The 6,570-nt window shown below is 44.7% G+C and carries 6 protein-coding genes and 1 pseudogene; 6 read left to right on the top strand and 1 reads right to left on the bottom strand.

The features are described 5' to 3' along the window. From AC1DWN_RS24605 to murI, 6 genes and pseudogenes are all read left to right on the top strand, one after another. Window positions 1–358 (top strand): annotated as a pseudogene (locus AC1DWN_RS24605) (DUF4956 domain-containing protein); the annotation flags it as partial. A gap of 212 nt (window positions 359–570) precedes the next feature. Continuing rightward, entirely contained in the window at window positions 571–2,277 is a 1,707-nt protein-coding gene (locus AC1DWN_RS24600) for an alkaline phosphatase (RefSeq protein WP_477561527.1), read from the top strand. 87 nt (window positions 2,278–2,364) lie between these two features. After that, window positions 2,365–3,081 carry an ABC transporter ATP-binding protein gene (locus AC1DWN_RS24595; RefSeq protein WP_477561526.1) on the top strand — a complete coding sequence of 239 codons (717 nt, stop codon included), beginning with the start codon at window positions 2,365–2,367 and terminating at the stop codon, window positions 3,079–3,081. Beyond that, a complete protein-coding gene (locus AC1DWN_RS24590; protein ID WP_477561525.1) occupies window positions 3,078–4,298 on the top strand; it encodes an ABC transporter permease in 1,221 nt (406 codons plus the stop codon). The genes AC1DWN_RS24595 and AC1DWN_RS24590 overlap by 4 nt, the downstream gene beginning before the upstream one ends. A gap of 11 nt (window positions 4,299–4,309) precedes the next feature. Next, window positions 4,310–5,146 carry a hypothetical protein gene (locus tag AC1DWN_RS24585; RefSeq protein ID WP_477561524.1) on the top strand — a complete coding sequence of 279 codons (837 nt, stop codon included), beginning with the start codon at window positions 4,310–4,312 and terminating at the stop codon, window positions 5,144–5,146. Window positions 5,147–5,267: 121 nt separating this feature from the next. After that, on the top strand, window positions 5,268–6,053 hold the full coding sequence (gene murI / locus AC1DWN_RS24580) for a glutamate racemase (RefSeq protein ID WP_477561523.1): 786 nt from the start codon (window positions 5,268–5,270) through the stop codon (window positions 6,051–6,053). A 91-nt stretch (window positions 6,054–6,144) separates the two neighbouring features. Here the strand turns inward: murI and AC1DWN_RS24575 are convergent. Next, window positions 6,145–6,570 (bottom strand): exodeoxyribonuclease III (locus tag AC1DWN_RS24575; RefSeq protein WP_477561522.1); only part of this gene is annotated, 426 nt, incomplete at its 5' end.

The following is a 6,570-nucleotide window of genomic DNA, read 5'->3' as shown; positions in this document are numbered from 1 at the left end:
GTATGCGTTCTGGGCAGTTACTGTAGGAATTGCTACGGGTGCTAAAATATACCCAATTGCTGTTTTTGGTTCTATCGCAGTGTGTATCGTATTGTTTATATTGTCTCGTAGAAAAGTGAAAGATGCCCCATACCTTCTTATTCTCCAATTTGATGAGACGTCGGCTGAGCAAGTGAAGATAGCGCTGCGTAAAATAAAGCATGTGCTTAAATCGAAGACGGTCAGAAAAGATATGACAGAAATGACGGTCGAGCTTAGAATCAAGGATGATAATACTACGTTTGTAAACGAGCTGTCTGCGCTCGACGGCGTTAAGGATGCTGTGTTGGTTAGTTACAACGGAGATTACGCTCCATAATAATTTATTTTAAAAAAAGTCCGGAAGCTGCTGAACAGAGCGTTTCCGGGCTTTTTTTGTGTTATGGGGAGAAGGGAGGTCTTTTGCCATAGCGACATTTACAATAGTTTCACTTACCTTTAATATTGCGATGATGTTGGTGCCTAATAATGGGATAAGTATCAAAATCATGTTTATATAAGACAGGGGAGATTTTTTTGAAGAAGAAAGTTATGAAATCCATGCTGGCTGGCTGCCTCACATTATCTGTTTTATCCACGAGTGCGGTATTTGCTGCTGACACGACTGACACGACTAGTGAAGCAACAGCTCCTTCTAAAAATCTGATTGTATTGATTGGGGATGGTATGGGTCCTGCGCAAGTAAGCGCAGCACGCAACTATCTGATGTACAACAAAGGTATTGATCATTTGACACTAGACAGCATGTATGTTGGCCAAGCAACAACGTATGCAGATCGCGGCGAGGATGGCGGTACGGTGGTCTCCGGTGTGGTTACGGACTCTGCATCTGCTGGAACAGCATTTGCAACAGGACATAAAACTTACAACGCAGGTATTAGCGTTTCTAATGAAGACATATCGAAGCCTTACGCATCGGTTATTGAAGCGGCGGAAGCTGCTGGTAAGGCAACTGGCCTCGTAACGACTGCTCGTATTACTCACGCAACGCCAGCCGTATACGCTTCGCATGTACGCAGTCGTGATAATGAGAATGCGATCGCATCCCAATATTTAGAAAGTGATGTTGATGTCTTGTTCGGCGGAGGCAGCTCTTTTTTCTTAAGCAAGGAAGATAAGGGAAAGCGTGCAGATAAAAGCATCATTTCGGACTTCGAAGCGAAAGGTTACACGTATGTTGACGACAATAAAGCATTAGATGCGCTATCTGCTGATAGCGGCAAAGCGCTTGGTTTGTTCGGCGGCTCGCATGTTGCGTATGTACCTGATCGTACAACTGAAACACCATCACTTGCACAAATGACAAAGAAGGCACTTGATATTTTGGATAAGGATGAAAAAGGTTTTGCGATCATGATTGAAGGCGGTCGTATTGACCATGCTTCTCATGCCAATGATTTTCCAACTGCTGTCCAGGAAGTGCTTGACTTTGATGCTGCTGTAAAGGTAGCTCTGGATTTCGCTAAGAAGGATGGAAACACATCGATCGTGATTACGGCTGACCATGAGACTGGCGGCTTGTCGCTTTCCCGCGACAACATCTATGAATTGAATCTTGATCTATGGGATAAGCAAAACAATTCGTCCGAAGCTATTTCCGGGAAACTAAAAGCCGCGACAACGATTGCAGAAGTAAAAGCAATTGTTGCAGCTAACACATGGATTACCGATCTATCCGACGAGGAAGCAAAGCAAATTCTTGCTGGTGACGGCTCTTCTTATGCTCAAGAAGGCGCTTATAATGCAGTTGTTAGCAAAAGATTGCTTGTAGGCTGGAGCGGTCACGGTCACTCTGCAGTTGATGTCGGCGTATGGGCTTACGGTCCGATTGCTGATAAAGTTAAAGGCCAAATCGATAACACGCAAGTGGCTACAGCTTCAGCTGAAGTAATTGGTGTCGATCTTGCTGCCGCGACTGAGGAGCTTCAAGCTAAGCATTTATACCCTAAATTCAAAGTAACACGCGCAAATGAAGTGTTATATCCTGCCAAAGCTCTCTCCGAGGCACTTGGAGCAAAGGTAGATTGGAATAGCAGCAACCGTACAGTTACGATAACAAGCGGTAGTTCAGTAATAACAGTTCAATTGGACAATCAGAAGGTTTTGTTGAACGGCAAAGATACAGATCTGAAAGGCAATGTGGACAATGGCAAGCTGTACTTGTCGCTTGATGCATTTAATAAGCTTACAGGAAAAAGCATGACATGGGATGCGTTGTCTGAAAGAATCGTTAAGTAACATGGAAATGTGAAAAGCTATCTAAAGACAGGGGAGCATGGCTCTCCTGTTTATTTTTTTAATAAGGAGCTGCATGAGGTGACTGACATGATTCGTATTCAGCAGGTGGAGAAGTCGTTCAAGCTGCAGCAGCAGTTGGTTCCCATTATTCGAATAGCAGATTGGTCGGTGCCGCAAGGTGAGCGAATGGCATTGCTAGGCCCAAGCGGGAGTGGGAAGAGTACGCTGCTGCATCTGGTTGGTGGCGTTCTTCCTAGTGATCAAGGCCAATTAGAAGTAGGGGGACAAATCGTTAGCGCTATGAGTGAGTCTGAACGCGACCGATTCCGTGCAGAGATGATCGGATATGTTTTTCAGGACTTCCATTTGATCTCTTCATTGACAGCAGTTCAAAATGTCGAGCTAGTATGCTCAGGAAGTATGGCTAAAACCGATAGAAAGAAGCTGCTCTCCAAATGGTTCGAGCGAGTTGGGCTCGCTGATCGGATGCACCAGCTGCCTTCACAGCTGTCGCGTGGGCAGCAGCAAAGAGTAGCTATAATCCGCGCACTTATTAATCGGCCGAGATTGATCCTTGCCGATGAACCGACTGGCAGTCTGGATTGGGAATCAGCAGCCTCAGTCATGCAGCTGCTGCTGGACATGTGTGCCGAGAATGGTTCTACTTTGTTGACGGTGACGCATGATTTGCATTTGGCAAAACTTTATCCAGTGAGCGTTCAAATGGAAAGCATCAATGAAATATTGCAACGACCGAGAACTGTTATAAGCGCCGCAAGTGGAGCGGGAGGGACAGCATCGTGAGCGGGTGGTTATATGTATGGAGAAATATGCGGCATCGTTCCTTTTTATCAGCATTAACTATTTTTGCAGTTATGATTACCGTCGCGTTATTTACGCTGCTCCTTATGAGTAAGGATGGTGTTGAGCAAGGTGCACAAAAAGGCTACGGTCCCTTCGAGCTTGTTATCGGCGCTGACGGGAGCGAGTCACAGCTTGTTCTTAACACTTTTTATCGTGTGGGTGCACCGACTGGCAATATTCCAATTCAAGTATTAGATAGCATCAAACAAAATAAGCATGCAGAGTCTGTATTCGGGATGACAACTGGAGATAGTCATAATGGCTATCCAATTGTAGGGATTGACCCTGCTTATTTTCAAATTCGTTATGAGGACCGCAGTTTGGCGGAAGGTAAACTGTATTCTGAGCTTGGTGGAGTGACGCTCGGATATACGGCGGCTCGCGCACTCGGTTTGCATATTGGCGATCAGTTCAGCGGAGCTCACGGCTTAGTAGAGCATCTCGACCTTGCTAATCTGGACGAAGATCATGAGGGAGAAGTGCATGAGGAAGACGAGCACACAAGCTTTAAATATACGGTAGTTGGCATTTTACCAAAGCTGAATACGGCGGATGACCGCACTATTTTTACAACGATGGATTATGCTTGGGCAGTGCATGGGAACGAAGAGGCTCACCGGGAGATTACCGCAATTATCGTAAAGCCTAGTACATTGCTCGGCGTTCAAACCTTGAAGCTGGACTATGATTCAATAGATAACGTCCAAGCTGTCTTTTCTAGCAAAGCGGTTGCGGATGTACTAAATATGGTAGACACCGGCTCTCAGTTACTCATGATCGTTATGTTCATTTGCGTGCTGCTAGCAGCTGTTTCTCTTCTACTTGCGTTAACGGCATCGGTACAAGAGCGGAAACGAGATGTTGGACTGCTGCGTTTAATCGGAAAATCTAAATCGTATATTTTGTGCAGCCTAGTCGGAGAAGGTCTCGCTCTTACCTGTATGGGGCTCGTTCTCGGACTTGCATTTGGACATATCGTTGGCGCTATCATGAGTGATTTAGTGTTTGAACAAACAGGTATTTCGCTGCAAGCGTTGAGATTGGCATCAAACGAGGGGTTACTAATCATAGGAACTCTTGTTATTGGGGTTTGCGCTTCACTCGGACCGGCTATGAAGGTGTATCGAACGAATCCGCTATCCTTATTCAGAAATTAAGGGGAACTCATATGACAACTAACAATAAAAGATTAATGATGTATGCTGGACTTATAGGCTTGTTTATTGTGATTAGCGGGTGTGGTACTCCGAAGACTAGCGTCGAAGTGGGTTCATTTAGCGATGCGGTGACTATAAAACAACCAGTGTCCCAGTCGCCAGTGACTGATGGTATTACTAGCAATGAGGAAGTCACGATAACGGATCTGCCTGCTGAAGCCAACGATAAAGAAGTTGTAATAGCAGATAAGCCTGCTGATGCAAGTAATAAAGAGACTGAGATAACGGATAAACCTGCTGATGTTAGTGGTAAAGAGGGGGCGATAGCAGATAAGCCTGTTAAGCAGGAGAGTCCCCCTACATTGAACAAGCCTGATAAAAAGCCAGTTAGTGATACCAATAGTGTAAAGGAATCGGCGCAGCCTAAGAAGCTCCCGGTACCGACTCCAGCTCCTGATGTGAAAGCCTCAAATAAAGTGCCGTCCATCTCTTGGTCGAAGTTTTTTGATAATGAAGATCAAACAACACCATCCGAGAATTTTTGGGATTTATCAGAGGCTAAATCGACCGTGCAAATAAAGGGCTTTATGGGTGAAGTGCTGTCTTTGGACAAAAACTGGTTTCTGCTCATTCCTGAGCCAGGCGCAGAATGCCCCTTTGATAATGGAGACGAGACCTACTGGAACAAAATAATGATCGTTTTTGTTAAGGATGGCTCTAAGCTCAGATATACCTCGAAGCCGCTTAGTATAACAGGTCGGCTAGATGTAGGCATCAAAGTAGACGAATCAGGCTACAAAACGATGTTCCGGCTTTATGATGCTAAGATCGAGGAAATAAAGGAGTAAGGCATTGATGTAATCATAGAAAATATATTACAATAATAATAATTCATTGATATTGGGGGCCGCCAAATGGACTCCAATATTTTTTTCGAAAAATAAGGGATACGTTAGGAATCGATGACATATGACAATCGGTTTTTTTGATTCGGGGCTTGGGGGCCTATCTGTACTGGAAGAGGGACTTCGTCGCCTGCCAACCCATGATTTTGTCTACATGGCTGACACGCTTCATGTTCCTTATGGAACTAAAACGAAGGAGGAAGTAAGAGATTATATCCTTCAGACAGTAGCTTTGATGGTTGGCGAGAGTATTGATACATTGGTTGTGGCTTGCAACACGGCAACAAGCATTGCTATTGCAGAGCTTAGAGAGATGTATTCCTTTCCTATTATAGGTATGGAGCCTGCGGTTAAACCTGCGGTAGAAATGAATCGAGCGACTGGAAAAAGAGTGCTGGTATTCGCCACACCGCTGACGCTTCAGCAGCCGAAATATTATGCGCTTGTATCTCGTGTTGATGAAGACGGGATTGTTGACTCGCTGCCTTTGCCGGAGCTTGTTCATCACTGTGAAAATTTACAGTTCGACATCCGCTTGATGACCGATTACTTTTATAAGAAGCTGGATGGCTATGATTTAAACAGCTATGGCATTATCGTGCTCGGTTGTACGCATTTCCCTTTCTACAGAAACATTCTTCGCGAAATCTTGCCTTCTCATATCCAGATTGTTGATGGGAATGCCGGGACTATAAAGCGCCTAACAGCAATGCTGAACCGATACGGAATAGCAGAAGGCCGCGGAAGCGGAAAGATAAAGTTTATGTGTTCTGACAATAATCCTGATTATATAGAGAAAATGCGTACTGCACTTGCCCTTGTTCAGGATATGAATAACGTTAATAATTAGTATGATTAATGAGAATGCAATGCGGCGTGCAATAAGCAATAAAGAAAACGGGACCTCAATGAGGTCCCGTTTTGCATGGCAAGATCCAGTTTCAGATGTCTGCAATATCTAGTATAACAGGGCAATGATCACTGCCCATGATTTCAAAATCAATGTGAGCGTCCTTTAAGGAGTCTGTCAGTCTCGAAGAAGCTAAGAAATAATCAATTCTCCATCCAACATTTCGCTCTCTGACTTTAGACATATAGGACCACCAGGAATAAACATCTGTACGATCGGGATAAAAATGTCTGAAGGTATCGACAAAACCGGACGCTAATAGCTCCGTCATCTTACCGCGCTCTTCCAGCGTGAAGCCAGAGTTTCCGAGATTCGGCTTAGGATGCTTGAGATCGATCTCTTGATGAGCAACATTCAAATCCCCGCATATAATAACAGGCTTTTGGCTGTCCAATTGCAGTAGATAGGTCCGGAACCGATCCTCCCATTCCAATCTGTAATCCAGTCTAGTTAGATC

The sequence above is a fragment of the Paenibacillus sp. P4_A7 genome, from assembly GCF_056402455.1.
The sequence above is the reverse complement of the archived record's forward strand: the minus strand, read 5'-3'. Positions and strand labels throughout refer to the sequence as shown.